Genomic DNA, 21,517 nt, shown 5'->3' with positions numbered 1-21,517 from the left:
TTAAATACCTGTGTAATTGTGCGGGGTGATGGACAAGAGTTCTTGCTTCACCTCCGGATTAACATTAAGAGTGTTTATAAAATTGTGAATAGTTTCTTTCGTCATGACTGTGTTGGTGCGTGTGAGCTGTTTCAGTGCCTCATAAGGATGCGGATAGCCTTCACGCCGCAAGATCGTCTGGATGGCTTCAGCCACCACGGCCCACATATTATCAAGGTCATCATTAATCTTCTCTTCGTGCAGAATAAGCTTGCGCAGGCCTTTAAGTGTAGACTGAATGGCAATGATCGAATGTCCGAGGGGTACTCCAATATTGCGCAATACAGTGGAGTCGGTAAGATCTCTCTGCAAGCGACTGATAGGCAGCTTCATAGAAAGGAAGGTCAGCACAGCATTGGCCATGCCCAAGTTACCTTCGCTGTTCTCGTAGTCGATGGGGTTGACCTTGTGGGGCATCGCCGACGAGCCAACCTCACCCGCCTTGATCTTCTGCTTGAAATAATCCATAGAGATATACATCCAGAAGTCGCGGTCGAGATCAATGATAATGGTGTTGATGCGCCGGATACCATCGAAAATGGCAGCCAGGTAATCATAGTTAGAAATCTGTGTGGTGTACTGTTCGCGCTCCAGCCCAAGTTTCTCGCTGACGAAACGGTTTCCGAAAGTCTTCCAGTCATAGTCGGGATAAGCCACATGATGGGCATTGAAGTTGCCTGTCGCACCGCCGAACTTTGCCGTAATCTTGGCAGCCTTGAGCGTGTTGAGCTGTTCAGTGAGCCTATAGACATAGACCATGATTTCCTTTCCCAAACGTGTGGGCGAAGCCGGCTGTCCATGGGTCTTGGCAAGCATCGGCACGTCCTTCCACTCCTCGGCATAGGTTCTGAGCTGCTCAATGAGCTCTTCCACCTGAGGATAGAAAATGTGATGAAGCGACTCTTTCAGCGCAAGCGGCACCGAGGTGTTATTGATGTCCTGCGATGTCAGTCCGAAATGAATAAACTCCTTGAAGCTCTCCAGGCCGCCAATGGCGTCAAACTGCTCTTTGGTGTAGTACTCTACGGCTTTGACATCATGATTGGTGACTCTCTCTATCTCTTTGACACGGTGCGCACCCTGTTCATTAAACTGAAGGTAAATGTCACGCAAACGTGGAAAGAGCGCTTGGTCGAATGATTTCAGCTGAGGCAACGGCAACTCACAAAGAGTGATGAAATACTCGATCTCCACCCTGATACGATAGCGGATGAGCGCATACTCTGAAAAATAATCAGCAAGAGCGGCTGTCTTGCTTCTGTAGCGACCGTCAATAGGCGAGATTGCCGTTAACACATCGAGACTCATGGGATTTATTTGTTATAATACGTATTACCTTGACTTTATTTCTAAATCTATAAACGCGTTTGCCTGTATCTTTGCGCGTGCAAAATTACGAAATAGAAATGAAACGTCCCTCAGAAAGTCTAAAAAATTATGAGATGATAACATAAAAAAATCCCGCAGCAGCCGAAGCCACCACGGGAACCACCCCTGTGGGCGTTGACGGATTCGAACCGCCGACCCTCTGCTTGTAAGGCAGATGCTCTAAACCAACTGAGCTAAACGCCCTTGCTTTTTGTTTGTTTTTGTTTGCGGACGCAAAGGTACGACGTTTTTATTAATATGCCAAATTTTTCTGTGTGTTTTTTTCGGCATGTGTCAAATTCTCGTCCGGCATGTCAGGACAAGGACCTGTAATCGCTCAGCCGAGCATAGCTTCAATGTTTTTCTGCCGGATAATACAAAGGGTGGAGTGGCCATCGGGTGTATAATTGACATTCGAGCACTGGAAAAGGCGGTTGATGAGATCTTCCATTTCCTCGTTGGAAAGCACCTGACCATACGGGATTGCCGCGGCGCGGGCCAGTGACAACGCCATATGCCCGTGCAACTTAGCCACCGGTGACTCAGTATCAGCATCGGTTAGAATCTCGTGTAACAAACTGACAACATCGACACCTTCAAAGCCATCGGGGATGGCATTGATGCTATATGAGGAGGCTCCTAAGGGTGACAACTCGAAGCCAAGCAGTGAAATGTCGTCAGACAAAGCCGTCATAGTTACCATCTCCTTGGGTGTAAAGTCTACCGACTGTGGGAAAAGCATCTTCTGAGAGTGCATCTTATGCGCTGACAAACGCCGCAGATAGTCCTCATAGAGAACGCGCGTATGAGCCCTGTGCTGGTCGACGACCATCAATCCCGACTTAACGGCGGTCATGATGTACTTTCCTTTATACTGATAATGAAGTGGCGCTTTCTCTTCTATCTCGCTCCCCTGCGGTATCTTCTCATGTCCAGGGAGAAGCATCTCGCGGGTATCGGGCGTCGCTATCTGCTCAGAAGGGAAACTGGCAGGAGCGGCACCTGCAAAGATGGAACTGCCTCTCTGACGAGGAGCCACTGTTGTCTTGGCCTGCGTGCTGAAAGGATTGTACTGGGGATCGAAGTCGACTTTCGGCATCGCAAACGTCTCATCCTGCCCATCGGGCTGGAAGAGCGGAATATTCGGTTTACCTTCCGCATCGAAGTCAATGGTCGAGGTGCCGCTGAAAGAGCCGATGGCATCCCTGACTGCGGCTAAGAGAATCTGGTAGACCGTCTGCTCATTCTCGAATTTAATCTCTGTCTTGGTAGGATGAATATTCACATCGATGTCGTGGGGATTGACGTCGAAGTAGATAAAGTAAGGCACCTGATCACCCTGAGGCACGAGACGGTCGTAGACACTCTGCACCGCCTTGTGGAAATAAGGATGCCGCATATATCGCCCATTGACGAAAAAAAACTGCTTTGCACCTTTCTTCTTCGCCGATTCGGGTTTTCCTACAAATCCGGAAAGCCCGCAAACCGACGTCTCCACGCTCAGGGGCAACAGATCAGCATTGATACGCTTGCCGAAGACATCGACAATGCGCTGCCGCAATGTGCCGGGACGCAGATTATAAAGTTCACTGCCATTGGAGCGAAAAGTGAAGCCCACCTTCGGATAAACCAGGACTATCCGCTCAAAGGCAGCAAGGATATGATTCAGCTCCGTGACATTCGACTTGAGAAATTTCCGACGGGCCGGCACGTTGAAGAAGAGATTCTCCACCTTGAAGTTAGCACCCCGGGGGCATGCACACGGCTCTTGAGAGAGAACTCTTGATCCGGAGAACGTGATGTCGGTACCCAACGTATCGCCGTCTATACGCGTCTTGAGCTCCACCTGCGACACGGCAACGATGGAAGGCAGCGCCTCACCTCGGAATCCCATGGTGTGAAGGTTAAACAGGTCATCGGCTTTACGGATTTTCGATGTTGCATGGCGCTCAAAGGCCAGCCGTGCATCGGTCTCCGACATTCCTTTGCCATCGTCGATAACTTGGATGGACGTGCGGCCGGCATCCATCACCGACACGTCGATATGGCTTGCTTCCGCGTCCACGGCATTTTCCACCAGCTCTTTAATGACGCTGGCCGGACGCTGTATCACCTCGCCAGCAGCTATCTGATTGGCGACGGAATCGGGTAAAAGCTGAATGATGTCACTCATTGTTATTTTTTGGGGGGAAGATGTTGCAAGGGCGCTTCATGCCGCTTCACGATTGTCAGCGTAGAACCGTTCGGCTTGCCTCTCCATTCAAAAACATCTTGCGGACTGCGGGGCCGCAAGTCGTCAAACCACGCAAAGACATCAAGCTTCTCTTTCCCCGGCGGTATCTGCGTCATTGGATAAAGTGTACCCTGCGCTTTCGGCATCCAGATACGCTCCAACTGTCTTGTTGGTGAGATGAACATCCGCATCGTATCCGACTCAACATAGTTGAGACCAATGAGCGTAGAATCACCACTGTCGGTGGGAAAGAAGATCGCACGGACACTTTTCACTGCATCGCTTTGACGGATGTTCCCATTCTTAAAATAGGCATAAATTTCCGCAGAAGACACCTGGTTGTAATGTGTACTGTCTTTCATGAGCTCTATGGAGAGCGCCTGTCCGATGACATGTGCTTCGCGTATAGTGGAGTCGTTGGTATAAACAAGAATCTTCTCACCTGTGAGCTGGCGGCCATCGCTCCACGTGATGGGATCCTGATACATCGTCAGGCAAGAGTCACGTGTGTCGTAGACCAGCGAGTCGCACATTGCCTGGAAATCAGCACGGTAAGCCCGCACATGCTTATAGCCATGTACACGGCGGAACACGCTGTCCGTATTGATATGAAAAGTCTCCAGACGTAGCGTATCAGCATGCATATAAAGCGTGTCCTTCCGTGAGAAGTCAATGACCAGCGCTTTTTTAGTAGCAAAGCCCCTGCCTGTCTTCTCATTGTAATCTACCTCGCCCGCAATGAGCTTGTTTTTGTTTTTCTTGTCCACGAAAACCACATTGCCATAACCATGATTACGGCCTGTAGAGCTATTATATATTAATGTGTCACCCGTAATGGTCTTTTCCTTATCTACTACCGTTGAACGCCCGTAGAGATGCGCACGGTCGGTATGGGTATTGAAAAAGGCATCTGTAGTTCTCACTATGCCGCCTTGATTATGAATGATAGAGGGCCCGGCCTTGCCAAGACCACGGTCAGGGGTATACATTCCTACAATGTGTGCAATCGACTTCTTTGTGTCATAATACAACGTATCGGTAGATACACGGTTCTTAGGCGTATGAAGCTGCACATCGAAATAAAACACTGCCTGGCGCGTATTGGTATTATACTCGCCCCAGTCAGAGGACAGACGGTTCTTTCCGTCAACAAGGCGACCGCCCTTGAAGAAATAAGCATTTTCGTATAGACGGTCATAATTGAGACTGTCCGTGTAAAGTGTCTGTCCGCGATGCCGAAGCACGACATTCTTGCGTGCTTCCATCATCTGTCCCTCACCGTCGTACCACGCATTGTCGCATGAGAGTGACAACGTATCGCCCTGACGGAAACGAACGTGGCCGAAAGCGCGGAAGGAGTTGGTAGCCTGATAATAATAAGCGCTGTCGCAAAGTAGCGTGGCTCCACGATTGACAAAATGAACATGTCCCTTGGCAATTTGCGCATCAGGGTTGGGGCCAAATTGATCATATTTCAACTCATCGGCATGCCTCAGATACACACGCTTGTCAACTTGTCGGAGTGCCCGTTGCCTTTTGCTGGAAGGAGGCATCGCACACACAATCACAACGGCAAAAAGGAAAAGCAACATTGCTTTCCCCCTGTTTTTTAAGATTTCACCCATCCCTGGTATTCATATTTCTCGGGGACCCGATATTGGGGCAGCATGCGCACATAAGTGTGCTTAATCTTGTCGACCACCCAGTCATGGATGGTTTTCTCTCGCTCTTTATTCAACACGACATCCTTCATCACCTGGTAATCCTCCGTTATCGTCGCCTTGTGACCAAGTGTACGGCTCTTGAGTTTCACAATGGCCATCACGGTCTTACCCTTGGAATTGATCATTTCAAATGGCCTGGAGATCTCATTGACCTTCATGGTATCGACGACTCTCGCCACCTCTGTCGGCAGGTCTTTCATCTGGAAACGTGATGTCATGCCATTAGCCGTACTATTCGACATCAGTCCCTCGTTGTTACGCGTATCCTTGTCATCGGAAAGATAAGACGCAGCCTGCTCAAACGTAAATTTCCCCGTATGGATATCGTTGGAAATGGAGTCGAGCCGATGCGTGGCTGCCTCGATCTCGTCAGGAGACACTTTCGGTTTAAGCAGGATGTGACGTACATTAATCTTATCACCGCGCTTATCGATGAGTTGAATGATATGGTAGCCGAACTCTGACTCTACAATTTTGGATATCTTCTTAGGGTCCGTGAGGTTGAAGGCCACTGCAGCAAAGTTAGGATCAAGCACACCTCGCCCCGTATAACCAAGCTCACCGCCCTGACGCGCAGATCCCGGATCCTCAGAATAGAGGCGGGCCAGTGTGGAGAATGTCGTTTCTCCTTTGTTCACACGGTCGGTGAAACTGCGGAGCTCATCCTTGACACGGTTGATTTCACTCTGCTTGATGCGCGGTGCATTGACAAGGATTTCCACCTCCACCTCAGTAGGCACATAGGGGATACTGTCTTCTGGGAGGTTACGGAAGTAAGCGCGCACGTCAGCAGGCGTCACCTTCACATCCTTCACCAGCTTCTCTTTCATTTTCTGGATGAGTTGCTGGTCGCGGAACTGGTCATGCAGCTCTGTCCGCATGTCGTTGATGCTCCGTTTGCGATACTCTTCAAGTTTCTCCTTAGAGCCGGCCATCTCTACCCAACGGTTGATCTGCTGGTTGACACCCTGTGCAATTTCGCTCTCTGTTACCTCGATAGAGTCTATCTCTGCCTGGTGGAGAAAGAGTTTCTGCACGGCAATCTGTTCGGGGATAGAGAAGTCTGGATCGCTGCCAAAGTTAATGCCCTCGGCAAGACCCTGCATACGCATTTCCTCAACATCTGATTTCAAAATCGGCTCATCACCGACGACCCAAATCACCTCATCGACAATCGACGACTGCGGTACCGTGGCCTCAGCCTTGGGAGTATCTGCGGAAGCCTTAACCGTATCGGCCAGCGCAAAAGAAGACATTGCTCTTCCTGACGGCACGGCCATTGCCGCTACTGTGGCAATGGTTATGGTCACTGATAATAGTGTTTCTCTGATATTCATGCTTTATTCTTCGCCCGGACGCGAATAGTTAGGTGCTTCCGAGGTAATGGTTATGTCGTGTGGATGGCTTTCCATGACACCAGCATTGGTGATGCGGGTGAATTTGGCATTGTGCAGTTCATCGATGGTGTGCGCGCCACAATAGCCCATACCTGAACGCAATCCACCGGTCAACTGGTACACTACTTCCTGTACAGAGCCTTTGTAAGGCACACGGCCTGCGATACCTTCTGGTACGAGTTTCTTCACATCCATGGTATCGCCCTGGAAATAGCGGTCTTTGGAACCGTTCTTCTGCCCCATGGCTTCCAATGATCCCATGCCGCGATAAGTCTTAAACTTACGGCCATTATAAATGATCGTATCGCCGGGGCTTTCCTCCGTGCCAGCCACAAGCGATCCTATCATGCAACAGCTGCCGCCTGCAGCAAGGGCCTTGACGATGTCCCCTGAATAACGCAAACCGCCATCAGCGATGAGTGGCACATCGGTATCCTTTAATATACTGTAAACATCGTAGACAGCTGAAAGCTGAGGCACACCCACGCCCGCTACAACACGTGTGGTACAAATAGAGCCCGGACCAATACCCACCTTAACACCATCGGCGCCATTATCGTACAGATACTTAGCGGCAGCACCGGTAGCGACATTTCCCACTACCACATCAAGATCAGGGAAAGCGCTCTTCACCTCGTGAAGCTTACCCACCACACCGGCAGAATGACCATGTGCCGTATCAATGACAATAGCATCGACACCAGCGTCAACCAAAGCCTGAGTACGCTCCAGCGTGTCGACGGTGACTCCTACACCTGCAGCCACACGCAAGCGGCCCTTGTCATCCTTGCAAGCATTGGGCTTATCCTTGGCCTTTGTAATATCCTTATAAGTGATCAAACCAATGAGGTGGTTCTCGCTATCCACGACCGGCAGCTTCTCTATCTTATTCTCCTGCAGAATCTGTGCGGCGTTGGAGAGATCGGTCTGCTGATGGGTAGTTACAAGGTTTTCCTTAGTCATCACCTCGTCGACAAGACGATCCATGTGGCGCTCAAAGCGGAGGTCACGATTAGTGACAATTCCAACGAGATGGTTCTCACCATCTACAACGGGGATGCCTCCGATATGATATTCAGCCATCATGCGCAGCGCATCACGCACAGTCTTGCCACGACGAATGGTCACAGGGTCATAGATCATACCGTTCTCGGCACGCTTAACAATGGCCACCTGATGCGCCTGCTCATCAATCGTCATGTTCTTATGAATCACGCCGATACCACCCTCACGCGCAATGGCTATTGCCATTGATGACTCCGTCACCGTGTCCATAGCCGCTGTAGCAAAGGGGATGTTGAGCTGTATATGCCGAGAGAAGCGTGCCTGGAGGCTTACTTGTTTTGGCAATACATTAGAATAAGCAGGAATAAGGAGGACGTCGTCAAAAGTAAGACCGTCCATGACAATTTTATCTGCAACAAATGATGACATAAAAAGTAACCTTAAAAAATTTATTGCGTGCAAAATTAGCAATAATTCAGCACATAACACACGAACATTGCTATAAAAAGAGTTAAGAGGCATAGCCCGTAACTACACCTCCAAGTTCGGTCAGTTGCCCGCGTCGGAGAGGAACTTGATCAGCACCAGACGCGCTTTCTCTTCAGCAGTAAGTCCCTCGTCATCGTCATAAATATCTACCGTATTGATAGCAGAGTCAATATCATCGTTGTCGGCATGGCGATAATAATCGAGGATATCCCGCATCTCGTCCTGATCGATCACACTGTCATCGTTGAGATAATAGTCAATATTGACTTTGGTACCACTATTGACAATTGACTCAATATCGTCAAGAAGCTCGTCGAAATCAAGATTTTGCGTCTCGGCAACATCCTCCAACGGTATACGGCGGTCAATCATCTCAATAATCTTCAGCTTTCGCTTTGACTTATTGGGCAACGTGATAACCCTCATAATGTCAGAGCGTTCAATACTATTCTCTTCGCAATATTTCTTAATGAAGTCGATGAACGGTTTACCAAATTTGCGCGCCTTCCCCTGTCCCACACCTTGAATCTGCTGCAACTCCTCCATGGTCTGCGGGAATGATGTCGCCATCTGCGTGAGCGATATATCCTGGAAGACAACGTATGGCGGCAGGCCATGTTTCTTTGCTACATCATAGCGAAGCCCCTTGAGCTGCTGGTAGAGCGACATGTCAAGAGCCGAAGTTCCTCCTTCACCGCCATCCTCACTGTCCACGAATTCGCGGTCGGGGACCACAGAGAAGGAATGTGGATCTTTCAGCCAAGCTTTACCCAAAGCAGTGATTTTCAGCAAGCCGTAGTTCTCAATGTCCTTGCGGATAAAGCCAGCTATCATGCCTTGACGAATAACCGGATTCCAGATGGATGACATATCGTCGTTGATCTGCCGTCCGTTGCCGAATTCCTCAAGCGTATCGTTGCCGTCTTTGACGATATGATCGGTAGCTCGCCCGCGCACGAAGTCGACGACATAGTTTTGTTCATACTTACCTTTCAAGGCACTGATAGCCGACAATACACACTCCAATGCCTCCGTGGCCTCCACAAACTTCTTCGGATGTTTACAGTTGTCACAGTTGTCACAGTTGTCTCTCGGATAAAGCTCCCCGAAATAATTAAGCAACACCTTGCGACGGCAAACGGCAGTCTCTGCATAAGCCTGCGTCTCCTCCAAGAGCTGGCGTCCGATCTCCTTCTCAGTCTCACTCTTGGAGTCCATAAACTTACTAAGTTTCTTCAAATCCTTGGGCGAATAGAAAGCCAGACAGATACCTTCGCCGCCATCTCTGCCAGCACGTCCTGTCTCTTGGTAATAGCCCTCCAAGCTCTTGGGGATGTCGTAATGGATGACAAAGCGTACATCGGGCTTATCAATACCCATGCCAAAGGCGATGGTAGCCACGATGATATCAATATTCTCCTTCAGGAAGTCGTCCTGCGTCCTCGCCCTCACCTCGTTATCAAGGCCTGCATGATAAGGTGCTGCACGGAAGCCATTGAGACACAGTTTCTTCGCAAGCTCTTCCACCTTCTTACGCGAAAGGCAATAGATGATTCCACTCTTACCACTGTGCTGTTTAATGAACTTGATAATTTGGCTGTCGGTGTCCTCATCGCTCACTTTCTGCCTTACCTCATAATAAAGATTCGGACGATTAAACGAGCTTTTGAACTCCTTAGCGTCAGCCATACCAAGGTTGGTTTTGATGTCCATGCGCACTTTATCTGTGGCAGTAGCTGTAAGGGCTATCACAGGGATATGCTCTACTTGCCGGGCCTTCGCAATCTTGTCAATGGTAGGCTTAATGTTACGGTATTCAGGCCGGAAGTCATGTCCCCACTCCGATATGCAATGAGCCTCATCTACGGCAATAAAAGAGATCTTAAAAGACTGAAAGAAAGACAAGTTGTCTTCCTTGTTGAGCGACTCGGGGGCCACATAGAGCAACTTAGTTCTACCTTCCCTCACATCACTCTCCACGTGATTGATCGCCGCGCGGTTGAGCGAAGAGTTAAGGTAATGAGCCACGGAGTCATCCTCACTGTAGCCGTTAATAACGTCAACCTGATTTTTCATCAGGGCGATGAGAGGAGACACCACAATGGCAGTACCCTCCATCAGAAGCGAGGGCAACTGGTAACACAAGCTCTTTCCGCCTCCGGTGGGCATAAGCACAAACGTGTCGTTGCCCTCCATGAGATTAGTGATGATGGCCCGCTGGTCGCCCTTGAAGGTGTCGAAACCAAAATATTTCTTCAGTGCTTCAGTAAGATCTAATTTCATATCATCATTATTTAGGGATGGTCCAGACCGGAATCAGGCCGACTCAAGCTTTCGCAGATGAGCTTTATCGAGCTGCTTCCTAGCATAGTCGAGCGTTACCTCAAACTTTTTGATGCGCTTCGACGGTATCTCATACATAGCATCCATGATGATAGCCTCCACGATGGACCGGAGGCCACGTGCTCCGAGCTTGTACTCTACAGCCTTGTCAACGATGAAGTCGAGGCAGTCGTCGTCGAAGGTCAAGCTGATACCGTCCATTTCGAAGAGCTTGGAATATTGCTTGACAATAGAGTTTTTCGGCTCCACAAGAATGCGTCGCAACGCTTCCCTGTCGAGAGGATTCAGATAGGTGAGCACCGGCAGACGACCAATGAGCTCGGGTATCAGGCCGAACGACTTGAGGTCCTGCGGCACAATGTACTTCATGAGATCTCTCTTGTCTACATTACGAGTATTCTGCACTGAATTGTAACCCACCACATGGGTATTGAGTCGTTGCGCGATCTTACGTTCTATACCGTCGAACGCACCACCGCAGATAAAGAGGATATTCTTCGTGTTGACATGGATATACTCCTGATCAGGATGTTTGCGACCGCCCTGCGGCGGCACATTGACCATGGTACCCTCCAAGAGCTTAAGCATGGCCTGCTGTACACCCTCGCCACTTACGTCCCGGGTAATGGATGGATTATCACTCTTGCGGGCAATCTTATCAATCTCATCAATGAAGACAATACCGCGCTCTGCAGCCGCCACATTATAATTGGCCACCTGCAGCAAACGTGAGAGAATGCTCTCTACGTCTTCGCCCACATAACCGGCTTCTGTAAACACCGTAGCATCGACGATGGTAAAAGGCACGTCAAGCAGGCGAGCAATGGTACGAGCCAAGAGCGTCTTGCCCGTGCCCGTAGAGCCAACCATAATGATATTACTCTTTTCTATCTCCACACCGTCGTCAGTTGTAGGCTGTTGGAGTCGCTTGTAGTGGTTGTATACTGCCACGGAAAGGTAACGCTTGGCTTCATCCTGCCCGATGACATACTCATCGAGATATTTCTTGATCTCTACAGGTTTAGGGATCTTTGCCTTCGGATAGTAAGGCGCAGCATCGGCACCTGCCCTCTGACCAAGCACACCGGTCTGCTGCACGATTTTATAGGCCTGCTGGGCACAGTCCTCACAGATATAGCCATTGATGCCCGTAATAAGTAGTCTGACCTGATCCTCGCCTCGCCCGCAGAAACTGCAAACTTTCTTTTTCATTGATTCTTTCCTTGTGTATTTCTTTTGAAGATGCAGGCGGCCATAGGAAGGAAATGCTCCTGCCATCTGTCGTCATGCACCTACTCTCTTCCCTTTATTTCTTCTTCAACACCTGGTCGATCATACCGTAATCCTTGGCCTCCTCTGCTGTCATCCAGTAGTTACGGTCAGAGTCCTTGTACACCTTGTCGTAAGGTTGATGAGAGTGATCGGAAATAATGGTATAAAGTTCTTTCTTAAACTTCAATATTTCCTTTGCCTCAATTTCGATATCTGATGCCTGACCCTGTACACCGCCAAGAGGCTGATGAATCATCACACGGCTGTGAGGCAGTGCCGAGCGTTTGCCTTCCTGCCCTGAGACGAGAAGCATAGCAGCCATTGAGGCAGCCATACCGGTACAGATAGTTGCCACGTCGGAGGTGATGAACTGCATTGTGTCATAGATGCCAAGGCCCGCAGTGACGGAGCCACCGGGAGAGTTGACATAAATGGAAATATCCTTACCGTTGTCCACAGAGTCAAGATAGAGCAGCTGCGCCTGCAACGTGTTGGCAGTGTAATCGTCAATCTCAGTGCCTAAAAAGATGATGCGGTCCATCATTAAACGCGAGAAGACGTCCATTTGAGTAACGTTGAGCTGGCGCTCCTCCAAAATATACGGATTAAGATACTGCTGCTGTGCTTTCACTACGTCGTCAAGCACCAAACCATTCATACCGAGCTTCTGAGTCGCAAATTTTCTAAAATCGTTGTTCATAATTTTTCTTCATTTTAATTTTTCTTCTTAAAACCACGAGGATTCTCCCCCACAATAGTCTATAGAAATGCAAACTCCGTGCCAAGGATATTCATTTCCTAACGTGTTTGCGTACAGGTAGGAATCAGTCTGCAATTCATTTTCGTTTTACAAAGATACTCACAAACAAACAGAAAAACAACAAAATCGGGATTTTTTTTCATTCAGAGAAAGAAAAAACGAATTTCGAGAAGCCTTTATCGCCCTATCTGAAAATTTATTTAGTTATTTTTTTGCTGCAATTCAGAAAAAGCAGTAACTTTGCAGCCCGAAGCGTGGATTCGTCTATGTCTAAGCGATTTAAGATAGATCTGAGAGGATTGGAAGAGGGTAAGTCCACTCTCCATTTTGACTTGGATGACAGTTTCTTCGAGGCTGTCCATGCTCCTGTCGTACATCGCGGACAACTGACCTGCACGGTCACCATTGACCGGCGCAACGACGTCTTCGATATTGACTTCCACACAGAAGGCTCTGTTACGGTAGCCTGCGACCGTTGTCTTGACGATATGGATCAACCCATCGCCAGCGACGATCACCTCGTGGCAAAGTTTGGAGAGGACTACTCCGAGAATGATGACCTCATCACGGTGCCAGAGAAAGAAGGAATGCTCGACACCTCGTGGTTCATCTATCAGTTCATAGAGCTCGCCATCCCACTCAGGCATGTGCATGCACCTGGAAAATGCAATCCTGCCATGATGAAGATCCTTGAAGAACATTCAGCCGCCCGAAGCGGAGCCGGCGATGACGAGAACCCCATCGACTCACGGTGGGCAGCACTCTCTCAATTAAAAAACAAACATTAAAAATTAATACTCAAAATGGCACATCCAAAAAGAAGACAGTCAAAGACTCGTACACTCAAGCGTAGAACTCACGATAAGGCCGTAGCCCCCACATTGGCCATATGCCCCAACTGTGGTTCCTACTATGTGTACCATACCGTATGCCCTACCTGCGGCTATTATCGCGGCAAGGTTGCTATTGTAAAAGAAGCCGCTGAATAATGGCTAAGATCAACGCAGTGATCACCGGTGTTGGCGGCTACGTGCCCGACTATATCCTCACCAATGAGGAACTGTCGCGCATGGTGGACACCAGCGACGAGTGGATTCAAACGCGTGTGGGCATCAAGGAACGCCGTATCCTCAAGGAGGAAGGTCTCGGAGCCAGTTACATGGCTCGTAAAGCCTGCAAGCAGTTGCTCAAAAAGACTGGTGCCGATCCCGATTCTATTGATGCGCTTCTCGTCTCGACGACGACTCCCGACTACCCCTTCCCGTCAACAGCGAGTATTGTGGTAGGAAAGCTCGGACTGAAAAACGCTTTTGCGTTTGACATGTCATGTGCTTGCTGCGGATTCATCTATGCTTTAGACATGGCTACGTCGATGATTCAATCAGGCCGTTATAAAAAGGTGATCGTATGCTCGGCGGAAAAGATGTCGTCCATCGTCGACTGGACCGACCGCCAGACGTGCGTACTTTTCGGCGATGGAGCCGGTGCTGTGCTGTTGGAGGCCACCGAAGAAGAGGGTGTAGGGTTCCAAGACTCCTTGCTGCTCACCGACGGCAAAGGCCTGCCTTTCCTACATATGAAAGCAGGAGGCTCTGTTTGTCCGGCCACCCATTTCACCATCGACAACCATCTGCACTATGTGTATCAGGAGGGGCGTACAGTATTTCGCCATGCAGTCACCTACATGAGCGATGATGTAGCAACAGTGATGGAACGTAATGGACTTGACAGCTCCAACCTCAACTGGATTATCCCTCACGAGGCAAACCTGCGCATTATTGATGCTGTGGCCAAGCGTGCCAATCTGCCTCTTGACAAGGTTGTGATCAACATCGACCACTATGGCAATACGTCCTCAGCCACTATACCGCTGGCTTTGTGGGATAATGAGGCTAACTTCAAGAAAGGCGACAACATCATCTTCACCGCTTTCGGAGCCGGCTTCGTCCATGGCGCCATCTATTTAAAGTGGGGCTACGACGGAAGTAAGGTAGGCCAAGGCGAATAAGGGATAAGTATTTGAAGCTCGGATGAGTTTCTGAAGATACAGAAGTTCAGAAGTCCGGAAGTTCAGTCATTACTCTGCTAAGAGTACAAGCATAATATTTGACTGTCCTTCCGGATTTTTGTCTTCTGAACTTCTTAAATCATAATGAATATGACACACAAAGCCGGTTTTGTGAATATTGTGGGGAACCCCAATGTCGGTAAATCAACACTGATGAACCAACTCGTCGGTGAGAGGATCAGTATTGCTACATTCAAGGCACAGACCACACGTCACCGCATCATGGGTATTGTCAACACGGATGATTGTCAGATAGTCTTCTCTGATACCCCGGGCGTGCTGAAGCCTAACTATAAGATGCAGGAGTTCATGCTCCAGTTTTCTGAGTCGGCGCTTGCTGACGCTGACATTCTCCTCTATGTTACCGATGTAGTGGAGAGTCCGGAGAAGAATATGGACTTTCTCGAGAAAGTGGCACAGATGAAGATTCCCGTGCTTGTGCTCATCAATAAGATTGACGAACTGAAAGGAGATAATTCCACGGAGCGCCTCGGTGAGATTGTGGAGAAGTGGCATGAGCTGTTTCCCAATGCAGAGATCCTTCCTGTATCGGCGGCGAATAAGTTCGGCATCGACATGCTTATGAAGCGTATCAAAGAGTTGCTTCCCGAGAGTCCGGCTTACTTCGACAAGGACCAGTTGACGGACAAGCCGGCTAAGTTCTTCGTTTCGGAGATTATCCGTGAGAAGATCCTCCGCTATTACGATAAAGAAATTCCTTATTCCGTGGAGGTTGTCGTAGAGCGTTTCAAGGAGGACGAGCATCATATCTACATCAATGCCGTCATCTATGTGGAGCGCGACTCGCAAAAGGGCATTATTATCGGGCACCAGGGCATGGCACTGAAAAAGGTGTCGACAGAGGCACGCAAGAGCCTTGAACACTTCTTTGGAAAGGCTATCTACCTTGAACTCTTTGTCAAAGTGGACAAGGACTGGCGTAACTCAGAACGCGAACTCGACAACTTCGGATATAATCCACAGTAATTCGAGTGATAAGTCACAGATATTGGATAAATAAAATAAACCCCTGACTGTAGTGCAGGGCGCACTCTCGTACAACGCGCGAGGGCCGAAGAATGTTAAACTTCAGAAATCAAACAAACAGAATGTCAAATTTAGTAGCTATTGTAGGACGTCCCAATGTGGGGAAGTCCACCCTTTTCAACCGCCTCACTCAAAGCCGCCGCGCCATCGTAAGCGATGTGGCCGGTACCACCCGCGACCGACAATATGGCAAATGTTCTTGGAATGGCCGCGAGTTCTCGGTCGTTGACACAGGTGGTTGGGTGGTCAAATCAGATGATATTTTCGAAGATGCTATCCGCAAACAGGTATTGGTGGCCTCCGATGAGGCTGATCTTGTGCTCTTCCTTGTCGATGTAGAGACAGGCGTCACCGACTGGGATGAAGATGTGGCGCAGATTCTGCGCCGCACCAAACTACCAGTAATCTTGGTGGCCAACAAAGTTGACAACAATGGCATGGCCTATTCCGCAGCTGAGTTTTACAAGCTTGGGCTGGGTGATCCCCAATGCATTAGTGCAGCAACCGGAGGAGGTACAGGCGACCTACTCGACCTTATCATAGAGAAGTTGCCTGCCGACAATCCCGAGGATATTGACGACGGGCTACCGCGCTTTGCTGTCGTAGGACGTCCCAATGCCGGAAAATCGAGTATTATCAATGCCTTCCTCGGCGAGGACCGAAATATCGTAACCGAGATCGCGGGTACCACACGAGACAGCATCTACACGCGCTTCACAAAGTTTGGATTCGACTTCTACCTCGTCGACACCGCAGGCATCAGAAAGAAGAACAAGGTATCGGAAGACCTGGAGTTCTATAGCGTCATGCGATCCATCCGTGCTATCGAAAACAGCGATGTGTGCATCCTCATGATCGATGCCACCCGCGGCATCGAGGCACAAGACATGAACATCTTCCAGCTCATTCAGAAAAATAACAAGAGCCTCGTGGTCGTGGTCAACAAGTGGGATCTCGTGGAAGACAAAAGCCAGAAAGCCATCGCCACTTTCGTCAATGCCATTCATAGCCGCATGGCTCCGTTCACCGACTTCCCCATCATCTTCGCCTCCGCACTCACCAGGCAACGCATCTTTAAGGTGCTGCAAAACGCCGTTGACGTCTATAAGAACCGTACTGCACGCGTGGGTACCAACAAGCTCAACGAGGTGCTACTGCCCATCATCGAGCAGACTCCACCTCCATCTGTCAAAGGCAAGTTCATCAAGATTAAATATTGTTCGCAGCTACCCAACACACAGATACCCTCCTTCGTTTTCTACGCTAACCTACCGCAATATATCAAGGAGCCTTACCGCCGGTTTCTGGAGAATAAAATCCGAGAAAACTGGTCGATGCGCGGGTGTCCGATTAATGTATTCATCCGGCAGAAGTAATGCGCAGACTATTTATTTTTCTCTTTCCACTCCTCGCCGCGTGCTCGGGAAAGCCATCGGCCCCTGATGCCGCGCAAGTAGCGGCGCAGGCAGCTAAAGTCTACTATGAACAATTGCTCAAAGGCGACTACAACAGTTTTGTTAACGGGCGTTATCAGCCCACTGATATTCCCGAAAGCTACCGTCGGCAGCTTATTGTCAATGCCCGGATGTTCGTGGCACAGCAAGAGAAAGAACACCAGGGCATCAAGACGGTGGCTGTGGCTGACGGACGAGCCGACACAGCCAAGCATGTCGCCAACGCTTTCCTCACATTCACCTATGGCGATGGCACCCGTGAACAAATCGTCGTGCCCATGGTGGAGGTAAAAGACGTGTGGTATATGCGGTAGAATTTTAATTAGTAAGAGAGATGCAAAAACATTGACACTACATCTATGGGGGAGCCTTTCTTGTAGTTCCCTGTTCTGCTGTCGGCCCATGCGTTTACAGGTATAGACAGTCTCAGAGCCCACGACTCATCAACAGTCCCCCCAAAAAGAGCACGCTCGATGACGTCCAGAATCTCAACAACGTCGTAGTCACCGGCTATCAAAAAACAGAATGCCAAGGGGAGCCTACAGCGTTGTCAACTAAAAAGCTCACGGAGCAGATGCGCAAAAGGATCTCACCTCGTCACTTAAAGGACAAGTGGCAGGCCTCCGCATGAATGTCAACTCTAACAACGGTGAGATAACGCCCATTCTCTGCGGCATTGGCACTTTCTCAAACGGAGTGTCATCGTGAGACAGTATGAAAACTCACGACCTTACGACCGTTTGCCAGCGTAGAGGCGAGCCTCCTCAACATATTCAAGTTGTCGGTCATAATGGAGTTCAGACAAAACAAGACCCCGAAAACCACAGACCAACTGCTCTACGGCTACGACCCACAAACACTGACCTCTCAGCGCATGAACCTGGGAGGATCTCTACACAGGCGTGACCACAAGCCAGCTCTCAGGCCCTACCATCAAATTGGGCGGATCATCAACGACGCTGCAAGAGACACGCCACCGCTATGCCTCCAAGGAGAAGCAGAAAGAAGCTTTGGAATGGATGGATCGCAACATGCTCACCATGCCCGAATGGCTCGACGATGTTATGGTCATCATGTGGAAGCCCATGAATGCCAACGACGACTTCCAAAACCGCTACCATCGTGGAATGGAGCGGACTTACATCAGCGGACTGGAGGACAGCCTCATCTTTAAAGAAGATAGAGAAGCACCCGTGCAAGCCGACACCAAAGTCTCCGATGCCTACCTTTATCTCCTACAAAACATGAGCAAGGTGGAAGCCTTCATCAACCACCAGTTGGCCACAACCAAGAATGGCGGCATCGACAACCTGCATTACCGCAACCTTCTGATCCACATCAAAAAGGTGCACAAGGCATACGAGGGCGAAAAATAATCAGTGAGTCTCCTTATCCTTCTCAGCCTCAACCTCTTTTACCTTCCGGAAGAGGTCAGAGGCGAAGACCAGGTCGTTGAGTCTCTTATTGGTGGAGCTCATGACATCATCTTTAGTACCCTGCCACTCCTTATGGCCTTTGTAGATAAAGATGATATTCTCGCCGATGCCCATCACCGAGTTCATGTCATGGGTGTTGATAATGGTGGTGATTCCGTACTCATCGGTGATACCCGAGAGCAGTTCGTCAATGACAAGTGAGGTCTTCGGATCGAGGCCGGAATTGGGCTCATCACAAAAGAGATATTTAGGATTGAGCACGATGGCACGTGCGATAGCCACGCGCTTCTGCATGCCACCGGAGATCTCCGCAGGAAATTTGCCCTGCGCATCGAGCAGATTGACACGCTCAAGGCACTCCAAGGCCCGGCGATCGCGCTCACGGCTGTTCATTGATGAGAACATGTCAAGTGGAAAGCGCACATTTTCCAAGACAGTGAGCGAGTCGAAGAGCGCAGAGCCTTGAAACACCATACCCATCTCGCGGCGCAATGCCACCCGTGCGTGCTTATTCATGGTGACAATGTTGCGACCATCGAACAGCACCTCACCACTGGTGGGCGATAGTAGCCCCACAAGGTTCTTCATCAGCACGGTCTTGCCAGAGCCACTCTGCCCAATGATAAGGTTGGTCTTACCCGTCTCGAAAACGGCATTAATATTGAAGAGCACCGTCTTGTCCTCGAAGCTCTTAGTCAGGTTCTTTACTTCAATCATAGCAACAATACGTTTATCGGCGGTATATTCTAAGACAACAGCTCAGTGAGAAAGACATCGGAGAAGAGAATGAGTACGCTGGAGCACACCACAGCGTTGGTTGAAGCTGTGCCCACCTCCACCGAGCCGCCCTCAACAGTGTAACCGAAAAACGATGACACGCTGGAGATGATAAAGGCAAAGAAGAGACTCTTAATGATACTCATCCACACAAACCACTGGTTGAAAGCATGATGCATGCCAGCCGTAAGGTCTTCAGGCGACATCATATGCCCTACAAAAGCCGTGGCATACGCGCCAAGCACTCCGAGGGCTGAGGAGAAAATGACTAAGAAAGGCATAATGGTCACCAAGCCCATGATCTTAGGCAGGATAAGGTAGGAGGCCGAGTTGACACCCATGATGTCAAGGGCATCAATCTGCTGGGTCACCCGCATGGTGCCCAACTCAGAGGCGATATTCGAGCCTACTTTGCCCGCAAGAATAAGGCACATGATGGAAGAGGAAAACTCCAGGAGCATAATCTCACGAGTGACATAGCCTGTCACCCAATGAGGCATCCACGGACTCTGGATATTGACTTTCATCTGGATGCAAATCACCGCGCCGATAAAGAAACTGATAAGCAGCACAATGCCGATGGAGTCAACACCGAGTTGCGACATTTCCTTCACGTAGCGCTTGCCAAACATGCGCATGCGCTCGGGGATGGAGAAAGTGCGGCCCATGAGGATGAGGTAATTGCCGAAAGTGGTGAGATAGCGATGGATTAACCGAATGATGAACATATGCTTGCCGATATTCTTGGTTACATGTGTGCAAAAGTACCCAAAATCCGCTTAAAAACTGCTATCAAGTGGAGAGTTTTTCCTTATCTCAACGTTATTATTTCTTTTTTTAGTAATTTTGTGGCAAAATACACATCATGCAAGAAGAAAATATTCAGCAACAGAATATCAGCCAACAGCAATATGCTGCTTCACAGCCCGATTTCGACAACCTCTCGTCAGAACAAGTCGAGGAGAGGCTCAAGGAGAGTCTGCTACGGCAAGAGCTTCATACACAAGGCTTGGTGAAGCGCTACGGCCGCCGTACAGTAGCTGATCACGTGTCGTTTAACGTCAGGCAAGGCGAAATTGTGGGATTGCTTGGACCTAATGGAGCCGGCAAGACTACATCGTTCTACATGACCACTGGGCTTATCATTCCCAACGAAGGACATGTGTACATCGACGACAAAGAGATTACCGACTATCCGGTCTACAAGCGTGCCCGCGCCGGCATCGGCTATCTGCCGCAGGAAGCGAGTGTCTTCCGGAAGCTTTCAGTGGAGGATAACATTATGGCCGTACTCGAGATGACCAAGCTCAACCATCAGCAGCAACTCGACAAGCTCGAAAGCCTGATTAAGGAATTCCGACTGCAGAAAGTGCGCAAGAACAAAGGCGACCGCCTCTCGGGCGGTGAGCGCCGCCGCACGGAGATTGCACGCTGCCTGGCCATCGACCCGAAGTTCATCATGCTTGATGAGCCTTTCGCCGGTGTCGACCCTATCGCCGTGGAGGATATACAGCACATCGTCTGGAGGTTGAAATATCGCAACATCGGCATCCTTATCACCGACCACAACGTGCAGGAGACGCTATCCATCACCGATAGGGCCTACCTGCTCTTCGAAGGCCGCATCCTCTTTCAGGGACTGCCAGAGGAGTTAGCCGACAACAAGATTGTACGCAAGAACTACCTCTCCGACAACTTTGTCTACCGCAAGTTCCAGTCCAACGAGGAAGACCGTGCCTTTGCCGCGCAGGCCCGCAGGCAGCTGCTCAAGGAGATTGGGTGATAGGTGAAGGGTGTTAATGGCTTGTCAGTCCTTTCGCCCTCCGGTATTGCTTGGGTGATATTCCGACGGTCTTGGAGAACAGGCGGGAGAAATAATAACTGTCGTCAATGCCGACCTTGGTGCAGATCTGATTGATCTTTAGATCCGTGATCTCAAGGAACTTGCAGGCACGCTGGACCTTGAGCATGTTGAAGTAGTTGAGAGGTGAATGGCCCATCTTTATCTTGAAGATGAGCGAGAATTGCGAGGTAGAATAGCCAATATAGTCAGCGATCTGTGCAAGCGTGAGCTGCTTCTCAATATTTTCGTTCATGAACCTCAC

The 21,517-nt window shown here is 49.5% G+C and carries 20 protein-coding genes and 1 tRNA gene; 8 read left to right on the top strand and 13 right to left on the bottom strand.

The window, feature by feature from the left end:
• The 9 genes from purB to clpP all read right to left on the bottom strand — a co-directional run bounded on the left by purB (position 1) and on the right by clpP (position 12,570).
• Positions 1-1,347, bottom strand: a complete 1,347-nt coding sequence (gene purB / locus PREMU_RS04695) for an adenylosuccinate lyase (RefSeq protein WP_007573517.1) — start codon at positions 1,345-1,347, stop codon at positions 1-3.
• A 189-nt stretch (positions 1,348-1,536) separates the two neighbouring features.
• Positions 1,537-1,611, bottom strand: a tRNA-Val gene (locus PREMU_RS04690).
• Positions 1,612-1,744: 133 nt separating this feature from the next.
• Positions 1,745-3,580, bottom strand: a complete 1,836-nt coding sequence (mutL, locus tag PREMU_RS04685) for a DNA mismatch repair endonuclease MutL (protein ID WP_007573516.1) — start codon at positions 3,578-3,580, stop codon at positions 1,745-1,747.
• A gap of 2 nt (positions 3,581-3,582) precedes the next feature.
• A complete protein-coding gene (locus PREMU_RS04680) occupies positions 3,583-5,265 on the bottom strand; it encodes an OstA-like protein (protein WP_040558615.1) in 1,683 nt (560 codons plus the stop codon).
• A complete protein-coding gene (locus tag PREMU_RS04675; protein WP_007573514.1) occupies positions 5,250-6,701 on the bottom strand; it encodes a peptidylprolyl isomerase in 1,452 nt (483 codons plus the stop codon). The genes PREMU_RS04680 and PREMU_RS04675 overlap by 16 nt, the downstream gene beginning before the upstream one ends.
• Before the next feature lie 3 nt (positions 6,702-6,704).
• The gene (gene guaB / locus PREMU_RS04670) at positions 6,705-8,195 is read right to left on the bottom strand and encodes an IMP dehydrogenase (RefSeq protein ID WP_007573513.1); all 1,491 of its coding nucleotides are present in this window, start codon (positions 8,193-8,195) and stop codon (positions 6,705-6,707) included.
• Between the two features lie 120 nt (positions 8,196-8,315).
• On the bottom strand, positions 8,316-10,538 hold the full coding sequence (gene recQ, locus PREMU_RS04665; protein WP_007573511.1) for a DNA helicase RecQ: 2,223 nt from the start codon (positions 10,536-10,538) through the stop codon (positions 8,316-8,318).
• 33 nt (positions 10,539-10,571) lie between these two features.
• Positions 10,572-11,810 (bottom strand): ATP-dependent Clp protease ATP-binding subunit ClpX, encoded by a 1,239-nt coding sequence (gene clpX / locus PREMU_RS04660; RefSeq protein WP_007573509.1) that lies wholly within the window; start codon positions 11,808-11,810, stop codon positions 10,572-10,574.
• A gap of 94 nt (positions 11,811-11,904) precedes the next feature.
• Positions 11,905-12,570 carry an ATP-dependent Clp endopeptidase proteolytic subunit ClpP gene (gene clpP, locus PREMU_RS04655; protein WP_007573507.1) on the bottom strand — a complete coding sequence of 222 codons (666 nt, stop codon included), beginning with the start codon at positions 12,568-12,570 and terminating at the stop codon, positions 11,905-11,907.
• Between the two features lie 326 nt (positions 12,571-12,896).
• Here clpP and PREMU_RS04650 point away from each other — a divergent pair, with 326 nt between their 5' ends.
• From PREMU_RS04650 to PREMU_RS04630, 6 genes are all read left to right on the top strand, one after another.
• Positions 12,897-13,418, top strand: a complete 522-nt coding sequence (locus PREMU_RS04650) for a YceD family protein (protein WP_040558003.1) — start codon at positions 12,897-12,899, stop codon at positions 13,416-13,418.
• A 15-nt stretch (positions 13,419-13,433) separates the two neighbouring features.
• A complete protein-coding gene (rpmF, locus tag PREMU_RS14465; RefSeq protein ID WP_007573504.1) occupies positions 13,434-13,619 on the top strand; it encodes a 50S ribosomal protein L32 in 186 nt (61 codons plus the stop codon).
• Positions 13,619-14,638: a beta-ketoacyl-ACP synthase III gene (locus tag PREMU_RS04645; protein ID WP_007573502.1), complete on the top strand. Its 1,020-nt coding sequence runs from the start codon at positions 13,619-13,621 to the stop codon at positions 14,636-14,638. Before rpmF ends, PREMU_RS04645 begins: the two co-directional genes overlap by 1 nt.
• 150 nt (positions 14,639-14,788) lie before the next feature.
• Positions 14,789-15,685: a GTPase Era gene (gene era / locus PREMU_RS04640; protein WP_007573501.1), complete on the top strand. Its 897-nt coding sequence runs from the start codon at positions 14,789-14,791 to the stop codon at positions 15,683-15,685.
• Between the two features lie 122 nt (positions 15,686-15,807).
• Positions 15,808-17,121, top strand: coding sequence for a ribosome biogenesis GTPase Der (gene der / locus PREMU_RS04635; protein ID WP_007573500.1), 1,314 nt, complete (start codon positions 15,808-15,810; stop codon positions 17,119-17,121).
• The gene (locus PREMU_RS04630) at positions 17,121-17,513 is read left to right on the top strand and encodes a hypothetical protein (RefSeq protein ID WP_007573499.1); all 393 of its coding nucleotides are present in this window, start codon (positions 17,121-17,123) and stop codon (positions 17,511-17,513) included. Before der ends, PREMU_RS04630 begins: the two co-directional genes overlap by 1 nt.
• Positions 17,514-17,521: 8 nt before the next feature.
• Here the strand turns inward: PREMU_RS04630 and PREMU_RS04625 are convergent, their stop codons facing one another.
• Positions 17,522-17,731, bottom strand: coding sequence for a hypothetical protein (locus tag PREMU_RS04625; RefSeq protein ID WP_040558002.1), 210 nt, complete (start codon positions 17,729-17,731; stop codon positions 17,522-17,524).
• A gap of 370 nt (positions 17,732-18,101) precedes the next feature.
• On the opposite strand from PREMU_RS04625, the gene PREMU_RS04620 reads away from it, so the two are divergent.
• A complete protein-coding gene (locus PREMU_RS04620; protein WP_040558001.1) occupies positions 18,102-18,575 on the top strand; it encodes a zinc-dependent metalloprotease in 474 nt (157 codons plus the stop codon).
• Here PREMU_RS04620 and PREMU_RS04615 read toward each other — a convergent pair whose 3' ends face one another.
• Both PREMU_RS04615 and PREMU_RS04610 read right to left on the bottom strand, forming a co-directional pair.
• Positions 18,576-19,352 (bottom strand): ABC transporter ATP-binding protein, encoded by a 777-nt coding sequence (locus PREMU_RS04615; RefSeq protein ID WP_007573497.1) that lies wholly within the window; start codon positions 19,350-19,352, stop codon positions 18,576-18,578.
• Positions 19,353-19,381: 29 nt separating this feature from the next.
• The gene (locus PREMU_RS04610) at positions 19,382-20,140 is read right to left on the bottom strand and encodes an MlaE family ABC transporter permease (protein ID WP_007573495.1); all 759 of its coding nucleotides are present in this window, start codon (positions 20,138-20,140) and stop codon (positions 19,382-19,384) included.
• 137 nt (positions 20,141-20,277) lie between these two features.
• On the opposite strand from PREMU_RS04610, the gene lptB reads away from it, so the two are divergent.
• On the top strand, positions 20,278-21,195 hold the full coding sequence (gene lptB, locus PREMU_RS04605) for an LPS export ABC transporter ATP-binding protein (RefSeq protein ID WP_007573493.1): 918 nt from the start codon (positions 20,278-20,280) through the stop codon (positions 21,193-21,195).
• 13 nt (positions 21,196-21,208) lie between these two features.
• Here lptB and PREMU_RS15555 read toward each other — a convergent pair whose 3' ends face one another.
• Entirely contained in the window at positions 21,209-21,508 is a 300-nt protein-coding gene (locus PREMU_RS15555) for a helix-turn-helix transcriptional regulator (protein ID WP_050796361.1), read from the bottom strand.
• Positions 21,509-21,517: the final 9 nt, after the last annotated feature.

The sequence above is a fragment of the Hallella multisaccharivorax DSM 17128 genome (genome assembly GCF_000218235.1).
Lineage (GTDB): Bacteria > Bacteroidota > Bacteroidia > Bacteroidales > Bacteroidaceae > Prevotella > Prevotella multisaccharivorax.
This window is presented reverse-complemented; position numbering and strand designations above follow the sequence as displayed.